Origin of the sequence: Virgibacillus alimentarius (assembly GCF_000709085.1) — a bacterium.
Lineage (GTDB): Bacteria > Bacillota > Bacilli > Bacillales > Amphibacillaceae > Virgibacillus_B > Virgibacillus_B alimentarius.
This window is the reverse complement of sequence record NZ_JFBD01000031.1, coordinates 14,875-37,679: the sequence shown is the minus strand read 5'-3', so window position 1 is coordinate 37,679 and position 22,805 is coordinate 14,875. Positions and strand designations below refer to the sequence as shown.

Here is a 22,805-nt window from a genome sequence, read left to right as displayed (position 1 = left end):
TTCATACGTTTTTCAGTGAGAGGTAAAGAAATGGTAGAAAATGAATTAGGATTTGCGTTCATGGCAGTAAACTTAAGAAAGTATACCGCCATGAACACAAATCCAACCATAGATGATGAAAATAAATCAAACCTTTTTTTAGATATTTTGGCTAGTTATGCCCCAACCTCGTTTTTTAGAAGTATTCAACTTTATCCTTTTGCTTTATACAAAACTACCATTTAGGATTTAGCTTCTAAAGCCTGTTGATAAAAAGGAATTAATGTTTGAAACGTTTGTTTAGCCGTATCTAAAAAAGCATCCTTATCTTGAAGTCGAGTATCTCTCATAGGCAGATGTTGTCCGACTAGAAACTCCGCCTTTTTTACATCTCGAAATCGCTCTAGGTGTTTCATTTCTAAATCGGTGATTGCTATCGAATCTTTTTTCATATGATCAAGAGAAACAACGTAATGCTCAGGAAGTTGTTTTATTTTATCAAAGCTTTTGATAAATGATTTTGCGATCTCTTTTTTATAGTCCAGTTCATAGATTAGTGCTAGCCATATAAATACATGATCATCAAATAATCCAACTTGAAAATGTGGATGTTTTTTATAGCCGCGTTTATTATCGGCAATGGCCAGCCATGTATCATTTGGTGGGTTCACTTTTCTTCTGGCGTGTTTTGCAATATGCAGAAATACTTCATTGCCCAGTTGTACAGATAAATAATCTGTTAAATAGTTGCCTATTTCACGGAATTTAGGCTGAATACGAGTTTGAATTGCTTCCATCCTATTTTCTAAGCCATCAATTAAAAATGTATCAAAATCCTCTTTGGTAAAGCCATTAAAATCCACGTTTAACACCCTTTCATTTTATCACGTATTTTCCTTTTGAGATTATAATAATTATTAAGTATAGGGTATATTTTAGTCAAGCTCTATACAACTCTTAGAGAGGTATACTATTAATTTATTTAATGTTTTAAACGAATTGCTTTTGGGAACATTATAAAATAATTAAACGAATTACTAAAAATTATTTTTCGCAACATTAAGTATAGCATAAAAAAAGTTAGACAAAAATCTATTTGAAAGGGTGTGGATATTGTGAAATATGTAATGAGCGCATTAAGGCGAAAAGAAGCACAAGAGAAACTCCCGGTTGTCAAATTAGAAATTGATTATGAACTTGTTACACTATTTGATGCTTTACAAGCAGATGATAAGGTACAAATTATAAAAGCAAAAGAACGACTTGAACAATTACGTCTACAATTGCTAGAAGCTGAAAATGAATAGGAATGCGCTAATGACCCGAGTATAGCATCTGTTTCTCATTGATGAATCATACGAAGGTCATTTTTATTTTTTCAATGTGTAAAAGAATGACTCTATACCTCCAATTTGTTAGTATATTAATATATATAGAAATGGAGGATAGATAATGGATAAATCATTTCGTGAAAGCCTTTTTAATCATGCAAAAGAATGGGTTTTAGAAGCAGGGGCATATATTAGAAATAATATAAATGAACCTTTAACAATCGATACAAAATCAAATCCAAACGATCTTGTAACCACGATGGATAAAGAAACGGAGCAATATTTTTCAACCAAAATAAAAAAGACATACCCAAATCATTTCATATTAAGTGAAGAAGGATTTGGCGATGATTTATCCTCATTAGACGGCATTGTTTGGATACTGGATCCGATTGATGGGACAATGAACTTTGTTCATCAAAAAAGAAACTTCGCAATTTCTTTAGGGATTTACCAGGATGGAATTGGAGAGATCGGTTTCATTTATGACGTGATGTCTGATGTATTATACAGTGCGAAAAAAGGTGAAGGTGCATATAAAAATGATGTAAAGTTAGGCCCTGTGAACGAAAACGTAGCTTTAGAAGATGCAATACTCGTACTAAATCACTTTTGGCTGACTAAAAACCGCCTGGTTGATGAACACGTCATGCAGGACTTGGTGAAGAGAGTGCGCGGTACGAGAACATATGGATCTGCAGCTTTAGAGTTTGCATATGTTGCTGAAGGAATTATAGATGGTTATTTGTCCATGCGTTTAGCTCCATGGGATATAGGGGCAGGAATCATTCTTCTTAAAGAAGTTGGAGGAAGGACTACAACGATTGATGGCAATAGCGTTCAGCTATTAGAAAAAAATTCGATCTTCGCATGTTCTCCAAAACTTGGGGAAAAAATTGTAGAAGAATATATTAAAAAAGGGAAAAAGTGACTCCAGAAAGGATGAGTCACTTTTTCTTTTTCTTTAAAGATAATCCAAATCCCATTATTGCAAAACCTAATAGTAAGAATAATAGAACGAGCCAGATATTACGAAAAGCGATCGCAACACCAACTGCTACAAACATTAATATTACTAAAGTAGCTAACAATAGCATGGGAACATTAATTTTTTTCATAATGTCACCTCTATTTTCTAACAGTGAATAGTATATACCATTTTATTTTTTTATACAAAATTGACATATCTTTAACTAGCATAGGTAAGCAAGATTTAGTATGATAGGAATGGAAAGATTATGTTTAGTCAATGGGGGAGACGAATGGGTTCAAATTTTAGTATTCTTTTTGATTATATTGTTGAAAACTATGGTACGGAAAATACATTTAACATCTTTTATGTATTGAATTTAATATTTGGAATTATAGCATATAAATTAGGATTTGCCCGAAAATTGCCGCTTTTAAAAAGCATATTTGTATATATCATGCTTGTGGTTGGCGTTTTTATTATCACTCTTTTCAGCAGTATTGCCGAACTACCGATTACAGAAAGTTTGATTATCATTTCGATCGTATTAGGAATTTATCGATTCCGGCTCCATAGGGAGAGAAAACGAAAAGCGAATACACAATAAGGCAAAAATCCCCATCAACGATTGATAGGGATTTTTTTATATAATGTCATCATCTTGTTTGTTTTCTTTGTACAAATGAAAATTTCCAGTCTCGTGGCGTTCTTTGGTTCTTTGAGCGATTCGTTCATAGCAAGAATTGCATAAATACATTCGCAGCTTACTGTTTCGAAGCCTTTTTGCGTGTAATGAACTGTTTTCTAGTTCTTCAATCGTGTCACATAAAACACATTTTACTTTCATATTGTCACCTCAAACGGAAGATGCTGTTAATACTATAACATATCTGAATAAAGCATGTATATCATGTTTTATAAAACGGGTAATGGGGAAATATAAAAGTAAATGGTAAAGGGAAAGGACGGACGACTTTATGAAGAAACGTTATCTATTATCCGCAATAGGAGCAAGTGCAGCAGGTTATTTATTAATAAATAAAAAAAATAGACAGAAGCTGAAGACTAATCTAAAATCCTTACTTAAAAGTGTGAAAAACACGAATGAATTCAGTTTAGGTAGCACTTTAGAAGATGCTGGGCGGCCAGATCAAACCAATAACCAAGATTTGGCACAACTGCAAAATGCTAAAATGGTTTCCGAAGGTTCTCAGTTTGGTGTTAATTATTATAACGAAGTAAAAGAAAATATTGCCGTAAAAGAAAATAATAAGTAAAAGAAAAAAGATGTTTCCTTTTCACACTGGAAACATCTTTTTTCTTTATTTGTTCTCTTTATGTTCATTCGATTGTTCTTCTTCGATTTCGTCTAATTTGTCTTCATCTTTGTTTGGAATAACATCTTTGTTTTGATCAGGATCCCGTGGCTTATTATCATTAGTAGGAAAGTCAGGCATATATCTGCCTACAATTGCCGATAGTTCATCCATAATCCCTTGTACAGGATATCCTTGTTGTATTTTATCAGCCATACCGCGAATTCTTTCCGTTCCGTCAGCATCTGCCACTACAACAGCTGTTTTCCCATATCGATCTTGTTGTAAGGCTTCTGTTACGGAATATTTAATAGTGCCTACTCTCGAACGGTTTGATTTTCGGTCGACATCAATTCCAACAACAGCATATGGACCTGCTACAACGGCTGCTGCATCTTCAACGTTTGGCACATCACTTGCAACATTTGCTAAATGATTAGCGATTTGTTCATTACTCATATTATTTTTTTCTTCTTGGTCTGTATTTTCAACTTGAACAAACCTATCTTGATTATCTGTTTCAGGCAGAGCATCATCTTTTGTTTTCTGACACCCGGTTATTATTAGTAAGCTAATCAGTAAAAATAAAGTGGTCCGTAAATGCATTTTACAACCCTCCTTTAACTAAAAAAAGAATGCAATCTTTCTATATATTTTGGTTAAATTAAGCTAATTTATACAAAAAGAGCTGCTACAATTTTTTTATTGTAGCAGCTCTTTTTAAAACATTAATTCACAATAATTTTTTGGACTTCCTTTATTGGAGCATCTTTATTTGACCCATCCCCGTAATAGAAGTAGACAGGTCCATCCTCTTTTAGGGGTTTCCCATTATATGCAAACATTAAGTAGCAATTTCTTAGTTCATCAAGTGAGATGTTCACTTCCTCATTTTTTGTAACTAATGTAGCATTTTTTGCATCTGGTTTAACCTCTGCGTGATTAATAAAGTCATTAATTGGCATCACATAAGAATTTGTTAGGATTTTTTTTCCTTCTAATCGTGAAATACTTTTATTAATTGGCGGTTTGATTTTTTGCTGATAAATTTCTCTGCTCCATCTTTCGGCAGCCTTTTCTAATTCATCAGCCTCTACAGATTCAATGTCCGTTTTATTTTTGGAAAATGCATCCTCAAGTAAAATTTTTCTATCATCAAAAATCCATACAGTCGGATCTAGTGTAATAGGATATGTAACATTTCCAGTCAATTGTATAATCATTTTTTCACCTCTCTATATTTCCTTTATTAAGGATAGCAGATATAAAGTTATTTTTCACGAGTTTTAAAATAGAGATTGGTTAAACGATTCTCGTATAAAAAATGATTAATAACTGTAATTTTGTTTGCATTTTTCACTCTCAAACGATAGTATAAAGATAGTAGAACGTCTTTTATGTGGAGGGGATACTAAGTGATGCCAGAGATGACAATAGATCATCGTGAAAAAGCCTATGCCCTTCTTAAGGCAGATGCTGATAAAATTTTACGTCTTATAGAAGTTCAAATTACAAATTTAACAATGCCGCAATGCCCTTTATATGAAGAGGTTTTGGACACGCAAATGTTTGGACTGTCAAGAGAAATTGATTTTGCAATCCGTTTGAATTTAATCAGCGAAAATGAAGGTAAAGCACTTCTCGAAAATTTAGAGAGGCAACTCAATATACTACATGAAGCAGCGCAAAATTCAAAATAAACTTTTGTGTTCATGTGTTAGGTTAACAAACCTCTTAGCAAAACTTTGCCGACATAACATTTGGCAAGGTTTTTTTGTTTAAAAATAGCTAAAAAGCATAAAAAAAGATGAGGGATTTTTGCAATTAGTTACGCAATTTTGCAAAATATGATATACTATCAAAAATTTCTTTTCATCTTTACAGGCGAAATAAATATGGTGGGGAGAAGTAAGATGATGAAGATGATGAAGAAATTAAAAGATTATGATTTTACGTTGATCATAACTCCTATCCTTTTAACGGCTTTTGGCACGGTCATGATCTATAGCGCTAGTATGGTATCAGCAGTTGTAGAAGGTTTTGAAAGCACCCATTATCTTTTTAAACAATTGCAATGGTTTATGCTCGGTCTAGTTGGATTTGCTTTTTGTGCACTATTTCCTTATAAATACTATCAAAGGTTAATCAAGCCTATTATTTTAGTTATTATAGTTTTATTGGTGGGAGTATTGCTCTTTGGTGAAGTTCGAAATAATGCCAAGTCTTGGTTTCAGCTGGGACCGATTCATCTGCAGCCTGCAGAGTTTGCAAAATTAGGTCTTATTATGTATCTGGCATCAGTGTATTCAAAAAAGCAATCCTATATCGACGAATTTAATAAGGGTGTCCTGCCGCCATTAATTTTAACAGGTTTGATGCTAGGGCTTATTGTCTTACAACCAGACATAGGAACAGCATTTATCATCTTTTTAATTGCATGCACGATTATTTTCAGCTCAGGAATACGTTTTAAACATTTATTCATTCTTGTGGCCATTGGATTAATTGTGTTAGCGATCGCCTTACCAAATATGGTAACCGATACAAGAATTGACCGTTTCACGGGCGCGTATGAGCCGTTTGAAGCCCCAGAAACAGGTGGTTATCATTTGATACAATCTTACATAGCAATTGGTGTTGGAGGCTTAACAGGAGAGGGGTTGGGGCAAAGCGTACAAAAACTTGGTTATCTCATGGAAGCTCATACCGACTTTATCATGGCGATTATCTCTGAAGAATTGGGATTTGTTGGTGTTGTAATTGTTATTGGTATGCTAGCAACAATTGTTCTTCGAGGGCTTTTTATCGCTAACAAATGCAAAGATAGTTTCGGTGCACTATTAGCCATTGGAATTTCCTCAATGGTAGGTATACAAGCATTTATTAATTTGGGCGCTATCAGCGGCGTGCTTCCGATTACTGGTGTAACACTACCATTCATCAGTTACGGAGGATCTTCACTGTTAATACTGCTAATTTCAATGGGAATTTTAAATAACATTGCTAAATCAGTGAATGAAGAAAGACAACAGCCAGAAACAGTCAAAGAACAACCCGGATTAGAGAAAAATGTACTTAATTATAGAGGAGGAAGACCATGGTCAAGTTAAATCAAATTCAGAAAGTATTAGTTGCAAATCGGGGAGAAATTGCAATACGAGTGTTTCGGGCTTGTACAGAGCTCAATATACGTACTGTGGCAATTTACTCAAAAGAAGATACAGGATCTTATCACCGCTATAAAGCAGATGAATCTTATTTAATAGGGGAAGATAAAAAGCCGATTGACGCTTATTTAGATATTGAAGGTATTATTGAGCTTGCTAAAAATGTAGGCGTTGATGCAATCCATCCAGGCTATGGGTTTCTATCAGAAAATATACATTTTGCCAAACGCTGTGAAGAGGAAGGGATTATATTCATCGGTCCTACGAGTGAGCACTTAAATATGTTTGGCGATAAAGTGAAAGCACGTACACAGGCTGTAAATGCCGGACTTCCTGTTATCCCAGGTTCGGATGGACCAGTATCGTCTCTTTCAGAAGTAGAAGCATTCGGAAGAGAACATGGATACCCAATTATTATAAAAGCCTCTCTCGGCGGTGGCGGACGCGGGATGCGTATTGTCCGCAGTGAAAAAGGACTTAAGGAAGCTTATGAACGTGCTAAGTCGGAGGCAAAAGCAGCATTTGGTAATGATGAAGTTTATGTAGAGAAGCTAATTGAAAATCCAAAACATATTGAAGTACAAATTATGGGTGATAAACAAGGGAATATTGTTCATTTATTTGAAAGAGATTGTTCTGTGCAAAGAAGACATCAAAAAGTAGTAGAAGTTGCACCAAGTGTCTCTTTATCAGAAGAACTTCGAATGGATATTTGTAATGCCGCCGTTGAACTAATGAAAAATGTTGAGTACATCAACGCTGGTACAGTGGAATTCTTAGTAAGTGAAGATACATTTTACTTTATTGAAGTTAACCCGAGAGTTCAAGTTGAGCATACAATCACGGAAATGATTACCGGTGTCGACATTGTACAAACGCAAATTAAAATTGCAGATGGATTAAATATACATGACCCATTAGTAGGTATCCCGCAGCAAGATGATATCTCCTGTATTGGGTATGCGATACAATCAAGGGTAACAACAGAGGATCCATTAAATAATTTTATGCCCGATACTGGTAAAATTATGGCTTACCGCACAGGTGGAGGCTTTGGAGTACGATTAGATGCTGGAAACGGCTACCAAGGTTCGGTTATTTCACCATACTATGATTCGTTGCTTGTAAAGGTTTCTACATGGGCATTAACATTTGACCAAGCTGCTAGTAAAATGGTTCGAAACTTAAAAGAATTTCGTATTCGCGGAATCAAAACGAATATACCGTTTCTAGAAAATGTTATTCTTCATGAACAATTTATGTCAGGAGAATACAATACAACATTTATTGATCAGACACCTGAATTATTTGTTTTTCCAAAAAGGAAAGACCGCGGAACAAAAATGCTCACGTATATTGCAAACACAACCATAAACGGATTTGATGGCATTAAGAAAAAGAAGAAGCCTACATTTTTAACACCGCAAGTTCCTAAGATTTCACAATCCGAAGAAATCCCAGCAGGAACGAAGCAAATATTAGAACAGCATGGGCCTGACGGATTGGCAAAATGGCTGAAAGAGCAAAATGAAGTAATGCTTACAGATACCACATTTCGAGATGCACATCAATCACTCTTAGCTACAAGAGTACGTACAAAAGATTTGCTTAAAATAGCTGAACCTACTGCGCGTTTACTACCTAATCTTTTTTCAGTAGAAATGTGGGGAGGAGCTACGTTTGATGTAGCTTATCGCTTTTTAAAGGAAGATCCATGGGAAAGATTGTTAAAAATGCGGGAAAAAATGCCAAATGTACTTTTGCAAATGCTGCTTCGAGCAAGCAATGCGGTTGGCTACAAAAACTATCCGGATAACTTGATTAATCAATTTGTTGAAAAAAGTGCGGAAGCTGGAATCGATGTTTTTAGAATTTTCGATAGTCTGAATTGGATAGATGGTATGAGACCAGCTATTCAAGCTGTAAGAGATAATAATAAAATAGCAGAAGCTACTATGTGTTATACAGGAGATATTTTAGATTCTAGCAGATCGAAGTATGATTTAGCTTATTATACCAATTTAGCTAAAGAACTCGAAGCATCTGGCGCACATATACTCGGAATTAAAGATATGGCGGGTCTTATGAAACCTGAAGCGGCATATCAATTAATATCAAGCTTAAAGGAAACACTAGATATCCCTGTTCATTTGCACACGCATGATACAAGCGGCAATGGTATTTTAACGTACACACGCGCCGTTGATGCAGGAGTGGATGCAGTTGACGTAGCTTGTGGAGCAATGGCTGGATTAACATCACAGCCAAGTTCCCAAACACTCTATCATGCACTGGAAGGAAAAAAGCGTCAGCCAAAAGTAAGTATTAACGCTTATGAAAAATTATCCAGGTATTGGGAAGGAGTAAGAGCATACTATCAAGACTTTGAAAGTGGTATGAATGCTCCACATACGGAAATATATGAGCATGAAATGCCTGGCGGACAGTATAGTAATCTACAGCAACAAGCGAAAGCAGTGGGACTGGAAGAACGCTGGAATGAAGTAAAATCGATGTTCCGTCAAGTCAATGATATGTTTGGTGATATTGTTAAGGTAACACCGTCATCGAAAGTTGTTGGGGACATGGCTTTGTTTATGGTACAAAATAACTTAACCGAAGATGATATCTATGAACGCGGAGAATCCATCGACTTCCCTGCATCTGTTATTGAGTTTTTCCAAGGATATATTGGACAGCCATATCAAGGCTTCCCACAAGAACTTCAACGTATTATTTTAAAAGGGAAAGAACCGATAAAAGTTCGTCCTGGGGAATTACTGGATCCAATTGATTTTACGCAACTGAAAGAAACGCTATTTAAAACGCTTGATCGTCAAGTTACTAGCTTCGACATCATTGCTAGCGCCCTGTACCCGAAAGTCTTTATGGATTATAATAAATTTTATGATTCATACGGCGATATTTCTACACTTAATACACCGACATTCTTTTACGGAATGGAATTAGGGGAAGAAATTGAAGTGGAAATTGAGCAAGGGAAGACGTTATTTGTTAAATTAGTTTCCATTTCTGAGCCACAATTAGATGGAACCCGTGTGGTTTACTTTGAACTTAATGGACAATCAAGGGAAGTAGTAGTTAAAGATGAAAGTATAAAATCACAAATAGAAACGAAGCCAAAAGCAGATGCTGATAATGAGAAGCATATTGGGGCAACGATGCCAGGAACTGTTATCAAAGCAATATGCAAGAAAGGCGACCGAGTACAAAAAGGGGACCACTTATTAATTACAGAAGCAATGAAAATGGAAACAACGGTTCAGGCGCCGTTTGCAGGAGTAATAAAGAACATCCATGTTAATAACGGAGATCCGATTGAAGTAAACGACTTATTAATTGAATTTGAATAGGTTAAGATAGTACAAAAAACAGGTAGTAGAAAGTGATTCTACTACCTGTTTTTATTGGCTTGAAATGCAATAGGGTCAAGTTTCGTTTTTGCAGGATTCTTTTGATTGATAATCCCCATACTTTTTTCTTTTTCATATTTAGCACTTCTTGTAGAAAGCATAATAAAATAGCTTAGCATAGCAAAGTAACAAGATATAACAAACGCATGAAGCAACGCTATACCTAGATTCAACATGGTAAACACAATCATGGCTCCAAAAAACACTTGTAAACTTATGAGCGATACAATGGTTACCCAGCCCCAAAACATAACTTTGTTATGCTTATAATGTTTAATGACTCTTATAAATAATGAAACTGTCCATATAAAAAGTAATCCAGCCGCCAGGCGATGTCCCATGTGTATCCATTGGGAAAAGCTATAATCGCTAATGCCAAATGGGAAACTGTTAACGCAAAAAGGCCAATTTCCACAAACAAGTTCCGCTTTTGCATGTCTTACCAGAGCTCCTGTATAAACAACCATAATGGTATAGGCTGTTAATAGATAGATTTCGACCCTATGTTTCTTTTGAATGAATAATGATGAGGTATCAAGCTTTTTATCCAATTCAAAAATTAATAACATAAGCAAGAATATTGCAGCAAAGGATATAAGCGATATACCAAAATGTGCAGCTAATACAAAGTCAGATTGTCCCCACATTACTGCCGCTGCACCAATTAAACCTTGTAATACTAAAAAGAAAACAGATAAAAATGATAATAATTTCACTTCACGAATATGCCCGATATGTTTCCAGGATAGGTAGGCCAAAGCCAGCACTGATATTCCTACAATACCAGAAACTAACCTATGACTAAGTTCTATAACAAGTTCAGTTGTTATTTCTGAAGGTATAAATTGCCCATGACAAAGTGGCCAGCTTTTTCCACAACCCGCACCAGATTCTGTTTTCGTAACTAGTGCGCCACCGAGTAAAATAAATATCATTCCAATAGTTGACACTACAGATAACCATTTTAACGTTTTAATCATTTTATATCCTCACTTTTTCATTATTAGAAAGAATTTCCGCTAATACATGTGCAAGATTTGCGTGTAACTTCTTTAAGACAAAATCATGATACTTTAATAATAATATTTTGTACAGCTATAAAGCAACGAAATACGGTTTAAATAAATAAATGACACAAATTTGTTAGATTATCAGCACTTTTTACTGTTGTTCCATAAAAAATAAATTCTTCTTGCATTGTTGTGTTTTGTTTGCTAGAAATATTGTAGGGGATATTTTCTTTTCTATACATCACTATGCCAATTTTTAGGATGACTACATACCTTAATGATTATTTTCAGTAATGATGTAAAAGTTAACATTAAATTCATGAATTTGTCACAATAAAAGTGAAAAATTTATGTAGAATAGAGCTAGATGGCATTAAAGTGGATTGTAATATAAATCCTTGATAAAATTAGGACTAAAGCGGATTGATTTAGGGAAGATTATGGTATTATTGAATACTTTATTCAAATGCATAAACTGCTGCCTTTTTTATCGGGGATCAGAAGGGAGGAAATTAAAAGTGAAGGAATTAGAGACAACAAGCTCACAGTTGGTGAGTAATGTTCCTCTAATCAAAGAAAAACCCCCTCATTCACTACAAATTTAAAAGCTCTTAATAAAATCGGAATTGTTAATTCTAATTTTATCACTGTACTTACTTGTTTTTGCCTAGCATTTTATCTTACAAATTCGACATTTGTAGCAAAATGGGATATATTCATATTAGCGATGATAGGAAGTGCATTTGTTATAGTAGGAGGGAGTATTTTTCATGATTGGTATGCTGCCTATATTGAACCTGTTTTGACTAGAACAAGTTCACGTCCTAAAGTTACTAGAAGTATTTCATTGAATACTGCGTTACTGGCTAGTATTTACAACCACTGGAATTGGATTATATCTTTTACTGTTTAAACAACTGTTGTCAATAACCGTTGCCTTGTTAGGCTGATTTGCAGTGGATCCCACATCACATATCGTGGGGAATGTCTTATTTATAATCATGTTTATTTGGTAAATACCCCATTTTCTTGCATTAGCTATGAAAAAATGTGAAGAATATAGGGATGCAGGTGTGCCGATGTTACGGCTGTGTATGGTTTTAAAGTAACGATCAAATAAATTGTTATTTAGATTGCATGCATGCTTCCTATACCTTTATACTTATCTTATTAGGGACAACATTTTTGATAGTCGCAACTATTTTGAATGTTGGTTGGTTAATCATGGGGATAAGTGGGTTTTTCATGAAAAATGACATGAAATGGGTCAATATGATTCTTATTTACTCATCAAACTATCTAACCATTTTATTTTTGGTGATGGTAATCGTAACGATTTAACTTCTTCTATAGTTACATTGTCCTTAATAATATATTCATATATAAGGAAGAAACCAAGAGAAAGAGAGGTACAAATACATGAAAGGTTGGATGGGAAAAATTAAAGCTTTGGCTTTACTTAGCTCATTAGCATTATTTTTATCTGGCTGTGGTAAAGACAATTTAACGGCACTTGTGCCTAAAGGCTATGGTTCAGAAGTATCCTTTAATTTGATTATTCTGACCACTGTAGTTATGACATTTGTATTCTTAGCGGTCATAATTACCTATGTAATTGTCTTATTGCGATTTCGTAAAAAGAAGGGGCAGGAAGATTTTATACCAAAACAAGTAGAAGGTAACCAGACCCTTGAAACCATTTGGACAGTTATTCCGATTATCTTAGTTATAATCATGGCTGTACCAACAGTTATCCATAGCTTTACCCTGTCAGACACTTCAGAAGCAGACGAACACATTAATATTGATGTGACAGGTAACCAGTATTGGTGGCATTTTGATTATAAGGATGAGGGCTTTCAAACAAGTCAGGACTTATATATACCTCAAGGAGAAAGAGTTTATTTAAACATGATAGCTTCTGATGTTACGCATTCTTTCTGGGTGCCAAGTATTTCTGGAAAAATGGACGTCAACGTCGATAACGAAAATACAATGTATATTGAAGCTTATGAAGAAGGCGTTTATTGGGGAAAGTGTGCTGAACTATGTGGTCCATCACATTCATTAATGGACTTTAAAGTAATCGTTGTAAGCCCTGAGGAATATGACCAATGGATAGCTGATATGAAAGATGTAGATCCAGAAGCAGAGCCGGAAAGTGCTGTTGCTCAAGAAGGAAAAGAACTATTTGAAGAAAATAACTGTATGGGTTGTCATGCTATCGGATCTTCACCAGCTCAAGTTGGACCAAACTTAACAAACTTTGGTGACCGTACAAAATTCGCGGGATTTTTAGATCCGACAAAAGAAAACTTAGTTGATTGGATTATGGATCCTGAATCTATAAAACCTGGTAATAAAATGACAGGTAACTATCCTGATTTATCAGAGGATGAGGCAGATAAAATTGCGGAGTATCTCATGCAATTGCAGCCGTCTGAAGTAACACCTGATAGTGCAGGCGGTCTAAAATAATTATTGGGATGCAAGATGTTAAAGGGAGGTATAAGTCGTGAGTGTAACAGCTACACAAAAAAGAAGTGTTGGCGCTGTTTTATGGGACTATTTAACAACAATTGACCACAAAAAAATAGCTCATTTATATTTAATTGGCGGAGGCTTCTTCTTCATACTTGGTGGTCTGGAAGCTGTTATTATCCGTATTCAGCTGATTAAGCCTGAAAACGATTTTATCAGTGCAGGATTTTATAATGAAATGATCACGATGCATGGTACTACAATGATATTTTTGGCAGCGATGCCCATATTGCTAGGGTTGATGAATGCTATAATGCCTTTACAGATAGGTGCACGTGATGTATCATTTCCATTCCTAAACTCATTAGGATTTTGGTTGTTTATGTTCGGTGGACTTCTACTAAATTGTAGTTGGTTTTTAGGGGGCGCACCTGATGCAGGGTGGACATCGTATGCCTCGCTGGCCATAGATTCACCTGGACATGGTGTTGACTTTTACGTTGCCGGGTTGCAAATAGCTGGTGCCGGAACCTTAATGGGGGGTATTAACTTTTTAGCTACTATAGTTAATATGCGTGCGCCAGGAATGACTTATATGCGTATGCCTTTGTTTGCATGGGCTACATTTATTACAAGTGTGTTAATCTTATTTGCTTTTCCAGCTTTAACTGTAAACCTATTTTTATTAATGTTTGACCGTATGTTTGGTTCTGCATTTTTTGACGTAGCTTTAGGTGGTAATACCATTATCTGGCAGCATTTATTCTGGATATTTGGACACCCTGAAGTGTATATTTTGATATTACCTTTATTTGGTCTATTTAGTGATGTGTTTTCAACATTTTCTAAGAAACGTCTATTTGGTTATACAGCAATGGTTTTTGCTACAATGTTAATTGCTTTCTTAGGATTTATGGTTTGGGCGCACCATATGTTTACAGTCGGTCTTGGCCCTGTAGCAAACTCTATTTTTGCGATTGCAACAATGGCTATCGCTGTGCCAACAGGTATTAAAATCTTTAACTGGCTGGCAACAATGTGGGGTGGAAGCATTACAATCAACTCCGCAATGTTATGGGCACTAGGATTTATTCCATCATTTACAATTGGTGGTATGACAGGTGTTATGCTAGGTTCTGCTGTTGCAGACTATCAGTATCACGATACCTACTTTGTTATCGCGCATTTCCACTACGTAATCGTTGGTGGTACTGTATTTGGTATCTTCTGTGGTTTGCATTACTGGTGGCCGGTGATGTTCGGAAGAATTTTACATGAAGGCATGGGTAAATTAACATTCTGGACATTCTTTATTGGTTTCCACATGACATTCTTTATTCAGCATTTCCTAGGATTGATGGGGATGCCTCGTCGTTACTGGGTATTCCTTGAAGATCAAGGCCTTGATTTAGGAAACCTGATCAGTACGATAGGAGCCTTCTTTATGTCCTTTGCTGTTATCGTGTTTATTATTAATATTTTTTACACAGCAGCTAAAGGAGAAAGACCATCACCCGATCCATACGATGGACGTACATTGGAGTGGGCTACAGCATCATCACCACCTCCACATTATAACTTTGCACAATTGCCGCTTACTCGTGGTTTAGATCCATTGTGGATTGAAAAAATGGAAGGAAATGGGAAGATGACTCCTGCAGAACCATTAGGAGATATTCATATGCCAAATGGCTCTATCCTGCCATTTTTAATGTCACTTGGATTCTTTATCGCTGGATTTGGTTTTATCTATCAAGTTGATCATTCAGCATGGTATTTAGCTTTATATGGCGGTATGGCTTTTGCATTAGGCTGTATGGTAGTAAGGTCATTTAAAGATGATCATGGACACCATATTCCAAAAGAAGAACTTGAAAGGGAGGCTGACTAATATGAGTCACGATCATTCCTTGAATCCTGAAACAATGCCACAAGATCCGGAAAAAGCCACCCTGGAAGGTAAAAATAAATTTATGGGACTATGGTTCTTCCTTGGCGGTGAAGCAGTTCTATTTGCTAGTTTATTTGGAACTTATCTAGCACTTAGAAATTCAACTGCCGATGGACCAGCGTCCGATGAGATATTTGGCTTAGGTCTTGTCTTTGTTATGACAATGCTGTTATTAACAAGTTCACTAACGAGTGTTTATGCAATGTATCACATGAAAAACAATGACTATAGCAAAATGGTGCTATGGCTAGGGATTACCGCATTACTTGGTGTAGGATTTTTAGCTTGTGAAATTTATGAGTTTGCACACTATATCACAGAATACGGATTTACATTCCGATCTTCGGCATTTGGGTCAGCTTTCTATACGTTAGTTGGTTTCCATGGTGGCCACGTACTATTTGGTCTATGCTGGGTTATTTCATTGTTAATACGTAATGCTAAAAGAGGTTTGAATCTTTATAATGCACCTAAGTTTAACACTTTCAGTTTGTATTGGCACTTTATTGATGTCATCTGGGTATTCATCTTTACTGTTGTATACTTAATGGGAAAGGTGGGTTAATACATGCCGGAAAATACAAGTACTAACTCAACTGTTAAAGCGTATCAAAAGAAAAAAAATAAGGATGAAATGAAAAAACAACTAATCGCATTTGCATCGATGATTGCTTTTACATTGATTGCATTTGGTATTGTTGCAACAGAATCAGTGGACAAAATGTTTCTCATCCCTATCATTGTAATCATGGCAGTTGTTCAAGTTGGATTTCAATTTTATTATTTCATGCACATGAAAGATAAAGGCCATGCAATGCCTGCAACACTGATTTATGGTGGTGTATGGGCAGCACTATTAACGCTGGGTGGTTTAGGACTTATCACTTGGTGGTAAAATATATAAAGGAGATCGGACAGTTATTCCGGTCTTCTTTTTTTTGAGAAATAAACTACCTCTATGAACAGGAAGGGTTGTGCCCTAGTGAATAGGAGGTTAGTAAACCTTCTTACCGGACAATGAAAATTGAAAGGGATAAGATAGGAAGAGCCAACTGGTGGCGGCCTATGCATTTCTAATGCAAAGCCTGCTAAAATAAGTATTATTTGTCTCGAATTCTTTTACAAATTTGGAGCAAATAGTCTATCGAGAGTTAGAAATGTTGTTTTTCAGTTAAACAGGGAGATAGTGAGGTAGTAACATCAATTCGTTAATTTTCAGAATCCCCATACCAAGCGATATTTAGTGGTGGAATGTGTTCAATTTGTGTTAAAATTGTCATATGTTTAGCGCTTGTTATTACTAAAAATGCGGTATAATATAAATAATTATCCTTAACATGGAGGAATTCTTATGTGGCTACAACTACAAATCTTTGGATTTCGTGCTTTATGGAGTCCATACTTTATGATGTTTATAATTGGACTCGCTCTTATATATTATCTCATTACAGGTCCATATCGTCATAAATTTGGCGGTGGTGAAAAGCCGTCCATTAAACAGCAAAGCTTTTTCTATTCGGCTTTAGTTCTTCTTTATATCGTTAAAGGTTCACCTGTTGATTTGCTAACACATATTATGTTAACTGCACACATGATCCAAATGGCAATTTATTATTTTGTGTTTCCAATTTTTATTATACAAGGTATACCAACTTGGGTATGGAAAAAAATCGTTCGAAGGCCAGTGGTTAAACCTGTTCTTCAATTCTTGACAAAGCCGCTTATTTCGATCGTATTGTTTTGTGGTTTATTCTCTTTTTATCACATTCCATTTATATTTGATTTTTCAAAGACATCGCAAATTAGCCATACGGCCATTTCTTTAGTCATTTTAATTGCTGCTTTTATTATGTGGCTGCCTATTTTAGAGCCACTTAAAGAATTTGAAAAGATGCCTCCATTAGTTAAGATGGCTTATCTCCTTGCTAATGGACTGCTTATAACACCTGCTTGTGCACTAATTATTTTTGCAGAACACCCACTATACGACGCTTATACTGCAAGTGGAGCTTGGATTCAAGCGATGAGTTTGTGTGTACCAGGTGATGTATTAAGCGGGATTACTTCAACGATTTCAGGTCCCGAAATGTTTTCACCGTTAACAATATTGCAAGATCAGCAAGCAGGCGGTATTATCATGAAAATAATGCAGGAAATTGTTCTAGCTATTCTGTTAGGTACCGTATTTTTCCCTTGGTTCAATAAAGGAAGTTACAAGGTAGATCCGATACCAGCTGGAAGTACTTCTGAATCAACGACTAAAGCTTAAAAAAACACGAATTTTATTCGTGTTTTTTTAAAAATGAATGAGCATATACTAGAAAGGGTTTGTATTCGTCATGCCATTTTTGCCAACGATAAGTACATTTTTTATTATTTTAAGCGCGATTTTTGTAGCAATCGGCTGGAGTTTTATCATAAAAAATAAAGTCAAGGCTCATAAAAAATCAATGATAGCTGCTTCGATTAGCGCACTTTTATTTTTTATTATTTATGTATCGAGAACTGCATTTGTTGGAAACACCAGTTTTGGCGGTCCTGAAAATATTAAAATTTATTATACCATTTTTTTAATCTTTCATATAACACTAGCAACTATCAGTGCTATTTTTGGAGTAATAACACTTACTTTAGCATTTAAACGTAATATCACAAAACATAGAAAAATTGGGCCTGTAACAAGTGTTATTTGGTTTATCTCCGCAATAACAGGGGTAGCTGTTTATTTATTATTATATGTTATTTACGAGGGCGGAGAAACTACCAGTATGCTTAAGGCAATTTTAGGAACATAAAAAAGGATGAGTGCATTTACTCATCCTTTTTTAATAAACTTTCCCCTTCAATATTTTTACTTCAGTTCAGCTATATTTTTAGATTTAACTTTATAATTCCCGCCTCTTTAGCTGAGTTAAACGCTATTACTAATAGCGGTCCTAAAATAAAGCCCAAAATTCCTAAAAGTTTAAGTCCTAGAAACATTGCTATTAACGTCGCTAGTGGAGAAAGACCGATATGCTGTCCCATAACTTTTGGCTCTACAATTCGCCTAATAGACAGAAGGACAATTGCAAGTATTGCTAATTTTACTCCGACTGCAGTTTCCCCTGATAAGAACATAAATAATGACCAGGGACCTAAAATGATGATTGAACCGATAATAGGAATTAAATCGACAATCCAAATAATAAGCGACATAATGAGTGCTACATTTGGAGCTATGAAAAATAATCCGATTAGAGATACAATAAATATAATGATGCTTAAGAGAAGTTGCGCTTTTAGAAAACCTAGCAGAACATCCGCTAATCTCATATTCATAAAAGAAAACTTCTCTGCTGTGTCCTTCGTGAATAAGCCATACATTTTTGATTTAAGCAAGGGTAATTCAAGCATGAACAAAAATAAAGCAATCAAATAAACGATAAAACTAATTAAGTATTGTGGAATTTTTGCTACGATTTGGGCAATATTATCTAGTGTTATTTTTTCTTTTGCTGTTGTACTTAGGGCAATTAAATTTTCTTCTAAACTATTTGACACTTGCCTTATAAATTCTTGGGGTAAGTTCTTTGTATAGTGTTGAACGTCTTGCTCCAGATCTTCGTATATATGATTTAATTGATTGAAGTATTTTGGAACATCTTCCACAAAATGAACAACTTGTGCAGCGGATTTGGAGACAATAAAGGTTCCAGCAGTTCCAATTAGAAAAATAAAAAGGAGAAAAACGATAATAACGGATGATTTTCTATTGAGTTTTACTTTATATTGAATAGATCGTACAGCCGGGTTAAGTGCAAGTGCTGTGAGCAATGCAGAAATTAACGGTAAGGATATTGGTAATATAAAGTAGATAAACAAGATAAGTAAGATTAATAGAAATATAAAAGTCCAATGGCGTTTTGTCATTTTTCGGAACAAGGAAATAAGAAGTCTCCTTTCTCATATAGGCTAAAGTGAAATCATATCTTATAACAGGCTAAAGAAGGGGGGATGTTCTTGTATGTGAATAAGATGCAAAATCTATTTTCAAAAAAGTAAATTCCTAGGTAAAAGTGCTCTGTTTTTTTATAAAAAAACCAACCGCTCTATAATAGAACTGAGCAGTTGGCCTTATCGCCATGCCAATACAAATGTTAGTGTTTTTATTTTTTATATGCTTCTAGTTCTTCTCTTGCCTTGATAACGATTTTATTAGCTCGTTCCACAAGATTCTCCGGGAAATTTTCTTCTTCTCCATACTCGACGCCATGTGGGTAATAGTGTTTACCTAGCAGAGGAGTTAATAATTTAATGACAGCATTTCCGCGATCAACATCGCCTTCTAGCGCATATCCTTGAATTCGAATATAATATGTAATGTTTTTTTCTTTTGATCCTATTTTATAATCATAGGTTACTCTTTCATAATCCCAGTGCTCGCCAAGTATAAAGGCATGTTTTCCCATTAAATGATTTAGAGGTTTTACATCTATAACCATATCTTCAATTCCAGTATTTTCTAATTTCATTTTTTCCACCTCACGAATTTGATATCACTAAAACTATAATAGTACGAAATCGTTTAAGTTGCAATGGAAATGAAAATGAAGTTTTCGTTTGCTCTTTATAAAAATTTATTATCCTTGTTTTTTTTCTTTAATTATTAAGATAAAAAATATAAGATAATGTCAATGGGACGGAATGATCATTAAGACTTCAGACATGAGAAGAATGTAATTGTGCACTGACACATATAGTGTTTATATAATGAATAGAAGGGATGCTTTTATGCGTATTATACGTTTTTTATTACTACTTACTTTATTCCTTGGAATCGGTTACTATTTTTTGCAAGAAAATAATATGGATGCAGAAGATGCAATAGACAAATTTAGTAAAGTATTAGAACAAAAGAAAAGCTTGCTTGAGTCAAAAGAAGTTCCAAAGAAAAGGAAAAGCATCTCTTTGGAAGGTGATGTTTTTCAGTGGATAGATAACCCTTCCGATAAATTATTAGAAACTTTCGGTGAACCCCTCAGAAAAGATTTAAGTGCTTATGGTTATACATGGTGGGTCTATACGGATCAGTTCAACCAATATATTCAATTTGGAGTAAGAGATGATAAAGTTGTAACTATCTTTGCGACAGGTAATGATTTATCCATCGAACCGGTTAAAATTTCGGAATCCTATGCATCAGTTAATGATCAATTTTCATTTAATAAAATGGTAAATTATAGCAAAGGTTTATCCTCCTATACATTTCACTTGAATGAGGAAGATTTAAAAATGCGGCCATTGGCTAAAATAACGGATGATATTTTTATTCAATTTTATTTTGACACGTTTACAAAAGAATTATCATCGATTCGAGTTATAAAAGCTGAAACATTATTAAAGCACAGGCCATACGAAATTGAATATCGCGGTGATTTACCTGAATCCCCGGATTTAACGGATAAAGAATGGAAAAAAGTTGAAAGTGGGATGGAACAGCAAATATTCGATATAACGAATGTGATGAGAAATCAGTATGAGAAGGATCCGGTGGACTGGGCTAGTGGCGCTAGAGAAGTAGCATTTTTGCATAGTAAAGATATGGCTGATAATAATTATTTCTCCCACTATGCCCTAAACGGAGAGGGTCTAAAGGAACGTTTAGCGGAAAAAGACATCGATTATCGAACCGCTGGTGAAAATATTGCTGCTCAATATCCAGATGCAGCTGCAGCCATGGAAGGATGGCTAAATAGTGAGGGACATCGGGAGGCTTTGTTAAATAATGAGTACACCCATTTAGGTGTTGGTGTTTACCGCTTTTATTATACACAAAACTTCCTATCGAAGCTTTAGGTCATGTAAATGAAGAACTCATCAACGTTGTTGGTGAGTTTTTTTGCACAGTAAATAGGAATATTCATAATTTAATTAGTAACAGATGACTATTTATAATGAAAAAGGATTGTGTTTTTAAAGGGGTGAGCATTGTGAATGAAGAAAAATTACATCCTTCTGTTAGAGAATTTAGAGATTTTATAAATAAGCATCCACGGCTAATTGAAAGCGTGCGAAGAAGCGGAAAACACTGGCAGGAGTATTATGAAAAATGGTCTTTACTTGGTGAAGATGATCCAATGTGGGAAAAGTATAAAGATAAACCAAAGGAGGAGAAAAAAAACGAAACATTCAACAAAACAGAACTATTTGATCAGGTTATTAGATTCGCTGAAAAAATGGATATGGATAAATTAAATAATCAGATCGAACAATTAAGCAGTACGATAGGAATGATCCAAAAAATGGTAGGCCAATTTCAAGACAATAAAAAGTCCGGCCCTTATTCACCAGGTCGGCCAAAGGATTTTAACTGGTTTCGGGATTAGGAGGAGAAAATATGCATGAAGTAAGCTATTCTTATTTACAAAATCATCCTGAGCTCTTGGTATTTGTCAGGTATAATCCAGTATGGTATCGCTATCTTTCAAGAGATCCAAACAAATTAGAAGAATTAGAGAAAGAAGCAAAGCGCTTTTATGGGAAAACATTTACGAAACGTTTGGAAAAAATGAATAATCAGGTGCAAATGATAACTATGCTTATGCAGTTTGCAGGAGCAATGAAGGATTAATCATTACCATTTTCAAAGCAGTTCATTAAATGATAAGATGGTGTTGGAGGTGGATATTTTGATAGCTACAATGGAATATGTAGATATACTTGATTACTCTGAGCAGTTAGGAAAAATGATTTTACAATCTGACGTTATGCAAAAATATAGGCAAACTCGTAAACAATTAGAAGAGGATAAAGAGGCACAACAGCTTATCCAAGCTTTTATAGATATAAAGGAACATTATGAGGATGTGCAGCGTTTTGGCAGATATCATCCTGATTTTAATGAAGTTATGAAAAATGTGCGCAAAACAAAACGTGCTATGGATATGAATGATAAAGTAGCTACCTTTAAAATTGCAGAACGGAATTTGCAAAAGTTATTAGATGAAATTAGTCAATATGTTGCATTGAGTGTAAGTGAGCAGGTCAAGGCACCTAAAGACGGTGCTGCACTAAGTGATGGTGGATGCGGATGCGGAAGCGGCGGTGGATGTGGCTGCGCTTCATAAACGTATTGAAGAAGGAATTTTATTTTGATATAATACACATCAATAAAATGTAAGTGA

General features: G+C 35.1%; 25 protein-coding genes and 2 pseudogenes. 19 read left to right on the top strand and 8 right to left on the bottom strand.

The genetic code is table 11. The features are described from left to right. Positions 1-225: pseudogene (locus tag GZ63_RS16430) on the top strand (hypothetical protein); the annotation flags it as partial. Here the strand turns inward: GZ63_RS16430 and GZ63_RS0105635 are convergent. Next, positions 222-842, bottom strand: a complete 621-nt coding sequence (locus tag GZ63_RS0105635) for a YktB family protein (protein WP_029267707.1) — start codon at positions 840-842, stop codon at positions 222-224. The pseudogene GZ63_RS16430 and the gene GZ63_RS0105635 overlap by 4 nt on opposite strands. Before the next feature lie 252 nt (positions 843-1,094). On the opposite strand from GZ63_RS0105635, the gene GZ63_RS0105630 reads away from it, so the two are divergent. Beyond that, positions 1,095-1,286, top strand: a complete 192-nt coding sequence (locus tag GZ63_RS0105630) for a hypothetical protein (RefSeq protein WP_038220986.1) — start codon at positions 1,095-1,097, stop codon at positions 1,284-1,286. Positions 1,287-1,431: 145 nt separating this feature from the next. Then, positions 1,432-2,241, top strand: coding sequence for an inositol monophosphatase family protein (locus GZ63_RS0105625; RefSeq protein WP_029267703.1), 810 nt, complete (start codon positions 1,432-1,434; stop codon positions 2,239-2,241). Positions 2,242-2,257: 16 nt separating this feature from the next. On the opposite strand, the gene GZ63_RS18065 is transcribed toward GZ63_RS0105625, so the two are convergent. Further along, complete coding sequence (locus GZ63_RS18065; protein WP_198020908.1) at positions 2,258-2,428, bottom strand: DUF5325 family protein; 171 nt, start codon at positions 2,426-2,428, stop codon at positions 2,258-2,260. Positions 2,429-2,572: 144 nt separating this feature from the next. On the opposite strand from GZ63_RS18065, the gene GZ63_RS0105615 reads away from it, so the two are divergent. After that, complete coding sequence (locus tag GZ63_RS0105615) at positions 2,573-2,887, top strand: YlaH-like family protein (RefSeq protein WP_029267701.1); 315 nt, start codon at positions 2,573-2,575, stop codon at positions 2,885-2,887. A 36-nt stretch (positions 2,888-2,923) separates the two neighbouring features. Here the strand turns inward: GZ63_RS0105615 and GZ63_RS17335 are convergent, their stop codons facing one another. Beyond that, positions 2,924-3,127, bottom strand: a complete 204-nt coding sequence (locus GZ63_RS17335; RefSeq protein WP_084179033.1) for a YlaI family protein — start codon at positions 3,125-3,127, stop codon at positions 2,924-2,926. Positions 3,128-3,257: 130 nt separating this feature from the next. Here GZ63_RS17335 and GZ63_RS0105610 point away from each other — a divergent pair, with 130 nt between their 5' ends. Then, the gene (locus GZ63_RS0105610) at positions 3,258-3,557 is read left to right on the top strand and encodes a hypothetical protein (RefSeq protein WP_029267699.1); all 300 of its coding nucleotides are present in this window, start codon (positions 3,258-3,260) and stop codon (positions 3,555-3,557) included. A 45-nt stretch (positions 3,558-3,602) separates the two neighbouring features. Here GZ63_RS0105610 and GZ63_RS0105605 read toward each other — a convergent pair whose 3' ends face one another. After that, on the bottom strand, positions 3,603-4,202 hold the full coding sequence (locus GZ63_RS0105605; RefSeq protein ID WP_029267697.1) for a YhcN/YlaJ family sporulation lipoprotein: 600 nt from the start codon (positions 4,200-4,202) through the stop codon (positions 3,603-3,605). A 122-nt stretch (positions 4,203-4,324) separates the two neighbouring features. Beyond that, entirely contained in the window at positions 4,325-4,819 is a 495-nt protein-coding gene (locus tag GZ63_RS0105600; RefSeq protein WP_029267695.1) for a hypothetical protein, read from the bottom strand. Between the two features lie 195 nt (positions 4,820-5,014). Here GZ63_RS0105600 and GZ63_RS0105595 point away from each other — a divergent pair, with 195 nt between their 5' ends. The 3 genes from GZ63_RS0105595 to pyc all read left to right on the top strand — a co-directional run bounded on the left by GZ63_RS0105595 (position 5,015) and on the right by pyc (position 10,137). Next, a complete protein-coding gene (locus tag GZ63_RS0105595; RefSeq protein ID WP_029267693.1) occupies positions 5,015-5,296 on the top strand; it encodes a YlaN family protein in 282 nt (93 codons plus the stop codon). Between the two features lie 222 nt (positions 5,297-5,518). Further along, a complete protein-coding gene (ftsW, locus tag GZ63_RS0105590) occupies positions 5,519-6,706 on the top strand; it encodes a putative lipid II flippase FtsW (RefSeq protein WP_029267691.1) in 1,188 nt (395 codons plus the stop codon). Next, the gene (pyc, locus tag GZ63_RS0105585; protein WP_029267689.1) at positions 6,694-10,137 is read left to right on the top strand and encodes a pyruvate carboxylase; all 3,444 of its coding nucleotides are present in this window, start codon (positions 6,694-6,696) and stop codon (positions 10,135-10,137) included. Before ftsW ends, pyc begins: the two co-directional genes overlap by 13 nt. A 41-nt stretch (positions 10,138-10,178) precedes the next feature. Here pyc and GZ63_RS0105580 read toward each other — a convergent pair whose 3' ends face one another. Continuing rightward, a complete protein-coding gene (locus tag GZ63_RS0105580) occupies positions 10,179-11,177 on the bottom strand; it encodes a COX15/CtaA family protein (protein WP_051681401.1) in 999 nt (332 codons plus the stop codon). Positions 11,178-12,160: 983 nt separating this feature from the next. Between GZ63_RS0105580 and GZ63_RS18920 the strand changes: the two are divergent. The 7 genes and pseudogenes from GZ63_RS18920 to GZ63_RS0105550 form a co-directional block, all read left to right on the top strand. Then, a pseudogene (locus GZ63_RS18920) lies at positions 12,161-12,548 on the top strand (UbiA family prenyltransferase); the annotation flags it as partial. Between the two features lie 78 nt (positions 12,549-12,626). Further along, on the top strand, positions 12,627-13,685 hold the full coding sequence (gene coxB, locus GZ63_RS0105575) for a cytochrome c oxidase subunit II (protein WP_029267685.1): 1,059 nt from the start codon (positions 12,627-12,629) through the stop codon (positions 13,683-13,685). Positions 13,686-13,722: 37 nt separating this feature from the next. After that, positions 13,723-15,579: a cytochrome c oxidase subunit I gene (locus tag GZ63_RS0105570; RefSeq protein WP_029267683.1), complete on the top strand. Its 1,857-nt coding sequence runs from the start codon at positions 13,723-13,725 to the stop codon at positions 15,577-15,579. A gap of 1 nt (position 15,580) precedes the next feature. Then, entirely contained in the window at positions 15,581-16,204 is a 624-nt protein-coding gene (locus GZ63_RS0105565) for a cytochrome (ubi)quinol oxidase subunit III (RefSeq protein ID WP_029267681.1), read from the top strand. A gap of 3 nt (positions 16,205-16,207) precedes the next feature. After that, positions 16,208-16,534, top strand: a complete 327-nt coding sequence (ctaF, locus tag GZ63_RS0105560; protein WP_029267679.1) for a cytochrome c oxidase subunit IVB — start codon at positions 16,208-16,210, stop codon at positions 16,532-16,534. Positions 16,535-16,990: 456 nt separating this feature from the next. After that, positions 16,991-17,908, top strand: a complete 918-nt coding sequence (gene ctaG, locus GZ63_RS0105555) for a cytochrome c oxidase assembly factor CtaG (protein WP_029267677.1) — start codon at positions 16,991-16,993, stop codon at positions 17,906-17,908. A gap of 70 nt (positions 17,909-17,978) precedes the next feature. Continuing rightward, a complete protein-coding gene (locus tag GZ63_RS0105550; protein WP_029267675.1) occupies positions 17,979-18,434 on the top strand; it encodes a DUF420 domain-containing protein in 456 nt (151 codons plus the stop codon). A 70-nt stretch (positions 18,435-18,504) separates the two neighbouring features. On the opposite strand, the gene ytvI is transcribed toward GZ63_RS0105550, so the two are convergent. Together ytvI and GZ63_RS0105540 are read right to left on the bottom strand one after the other, a co-directional pair. Then, positions 18,505-19,563: a sporulation integral membrane protein YtvI gene (gene ytvI, locus GZ63_RS0105545; RefSeq protein ID WP_029267673.1), complete on the bottom strand. Its 1,059-nt coding sequence runs from the start codon at positions 19,561-19,563 to the stop codon at positions 18,505-18,507. Between the two features lie 224 nt (positions 19,564-19,787). After that, positions 19,788-20,153, bottom strand: coding sequence for a YugN family protein (locus tag GZ63_RS0105540; protein WP_029267672.1), 366 nt, complete (start codon positions 20,151-20,153; stop codon positions 19,788-19,790). A 259-nt stretch (positions 20,154-20,412) separates the two neighbouring features. Between GZ63_RS0105540 and GZ63_RS0105535 the strand changes: the two genes are divergently transcribed. The 4 genes from GZ63_RS0105535 to GZ63_RS0105520 all read left to right on the top strand — a co-directional run bounded on the left by GZ63_RS0105535 (position 20,413) and on the right by GZ63_RS0105520 (position 22,748). Beyond that, entirely contained in the window at positions 20,413-21,477 is a 1,065-nt protein-coding gene (locus tag GZ63_RS0105535; protein WP_029267670.1) for a CAP domain-containing protein, read from the top strand. A gap of 134 nt (positions 21,478-21,611) precedes the next feature. Beyond that, positions 21,612-22,007, top strand: coding sequence for a YlbD family protein (gene ylbD, locus GZ63_RS0105530; RefSeq protein ID WP_029267668.1), 396 nt, complete (start codon positions 21,612-21,614; stop codon positions 22,005-22,007). Positions 22,008-22,018: 11 nt separating this feature from the next. Continuing rightward, positions 22,019-22,252, top strand: a complete 234-nt coding sequence (locus GZ63_RS0105525) for a YlbE-like family protein (RefSeq protein ID WP_029267666.1) — start codon at positions 22,019-22,021, stop codon at positions 22,250-22,252. 58 nt (positions 22,253-22,310) lie between these two features. Beyond that, positions 22,311-22,748: a YlbF family regulator gene (locus GZ63_RS0105520; protein WP_029267664.1), complete on the top strand. Its 438-nt coding sequence runs from the start codon at positions 22,311-22,313 to the stop codon at positions 22,746-22,748. The last annotated feature ends 57 nt before the right edge of the window (positions 22,749-22,805 follow it).

Coding starts and splice junctions, on each gene's coding strand:
- GZ63_RS0105540 (WP_029267672.1), bottom strand. CDS start 20,153: ATGAAATTAGAAAATACTGGAATTGAAGATATGGTTATAGATGTAAAA.
- coxB (WP_029267685.1), top strand. CDS start 12,627: ATGAAAGGTTGGATGGGAAAAATTAAAGCTTTGGCTTTACTTAGCTCA.
- GZ63_RS0105565 (WP_029267681.1), top strand. CDS start 15,581: ATGAGTCACGATCATTCCTTGAATCCTGAAACAATGCCACAAGATCCG.
- GZ63_RS0105550 (WP_029267675.1), top strand. CDS start 17,979: ATGCCATTTTTGCCAACGATAAGTACATTTTTTATTATTTTAAGCGCG.
- ctaG (WP_029267677.1), top strand. CDS start 16,991: ATGTGGCTACAACTACAAATCTTTGGATTTCGTGCTTTATGGAGTCCA.
- GZ63_RS0105600 (WP_029267695.1), bottom strand. CDS start 4,819: ATGATTATACAATTGACTGGAAATGTTACATATCCTATTACACTAGAT.
- GZ63_RS0105610 (WP_029267699.1), top strand. CDS start 3,258: ATGAAGAAACGTTATCTATTATCCGCAATAGGAGCAAGTGCAGCAGGT.
- GZ63_RS17335 (WP_084179033.1), bottom strand. CDS start 3,127: ATGAAAGTAAAATGTGTTTTATGTGACACGATTGAAGAACTAGAAAAC.
- GZ63_RS18065 (WP_198020908.1), bottom strand. CDS start 2,428: ATGAAAAAAATTAATGTTCCCATGCTATTGTTAGCTACTTTAGTAATA.
- GZ63_RS0105595 (WP_029267693.1), top strand. CDS start 5,015: ATGCCAGAGATGACAATAGATCATCGTGAAAAAGCCTATGCCCTTCTT.
- GZ63_RS0105605 (WP_029267697.1), bottom strand. CDS start 4,202: ATGCATTTACGGACCACTTTATTTTTACTGATTAGCTTACTAATAATA.
- GZ63_RS0105580 (WP_051681401.1), bottom strand. CDS start 11,177: ATGATTAAAACGTTAAAATGGTTATCTGTAGTGTCAACTATTGGAATG.
- GZ63_RS0105525 (WP_029267666.1), top strand. CDS start 22,019: ATGCATGAAGTAAGCTATTCTTATTTACAAAATCATCCTGAGCTCTTG.
- pyc (WP_029267689.1), top strand. CDS start 6,694: ATGGTCAAGTTAAATCAAATTCAGAAAGTATTAGTTGCAAATCGGGGA.
- GZ63_RS0105615 (WP_029267701.1), top strand. CDS start 2,573: ATGGGTTCAAATTTTAGTATTCTTTTTGATTATATTGTTGAAAACTAT.
- ctaF (WP_029267679.1), top strand. CDS start 16,208: ATGCCGGAAAATACAAGTACTAACTCAACTGTTAAAGCGTATCAAAAG.
- ftsW (WP_029267691.1), top strand. CDS start 5,519: ATGATGAAGAAATTAAAAGATTATGATTTTACGTTGATCATAACTCCT.
- GZ63_RS0105535 (WP_029267670.1), top strand. CDS start 20,413: ATGCGTATTATACGTTTTTTATTACTACTTACTTTATTCCTTGGAATC.
- GZ63_RS0105625 (WP_029267703.1), top strand. CDS start 1,432: ATGGATAAATCATTTCGTGAAAGCCTTTTTAATCATGCAAAAGAATGG.